The following is a 255-nucleotide window of genomic DNA, read 5'->3' as shown; positions in this document are numbered from 1 at the left end:
GAAGTGATCTTCCAGCAGGTTCTAAGTTTGAGTCAAACAACCCACTAGTTAAGGTAGATCCAAACACAGGTGCGATTACAGTAGATGTTCCAGCGGATGCGAAGCCAGGAGATGTTATTGAAGCAGTCGTAACAGTAACGTATCCAGATGGTTCAACAGATCAAGTTACTGTTAAGATTCCAGTAGCTGAGAAAGATCAGACAGACGCAGATAAGAACAAACCGAAATTCGAAGATGGTAAATCAGGTAAGCCAG

1 protein-coding gene is annotated in these 255 nt (G+C 42.7%); it reads left to right on the top strand.

The genetic code is table 11. From position 1 onward, the window contains the following. Positions 1 to 255 (top strand): YPDG domain-containing protein (locus E4T71_RS09495; protein WP_135039032.1); only part of this gene is annotated, 255 nt, incomplete at both ends.

Origin of the sequence: Streptococcus sp. WM07, assembly GCF_004570525.1 — a bacterium.
Lineage (GTDB): Bacteria > Bacillota > Bacilli > Lactobacillales > Streptococcaceae > Streptococcus.
Note: the sequence above shows the minus strand (reverse complement) of the source record. Positions and strands in the feature narration are given on the sequence as shown.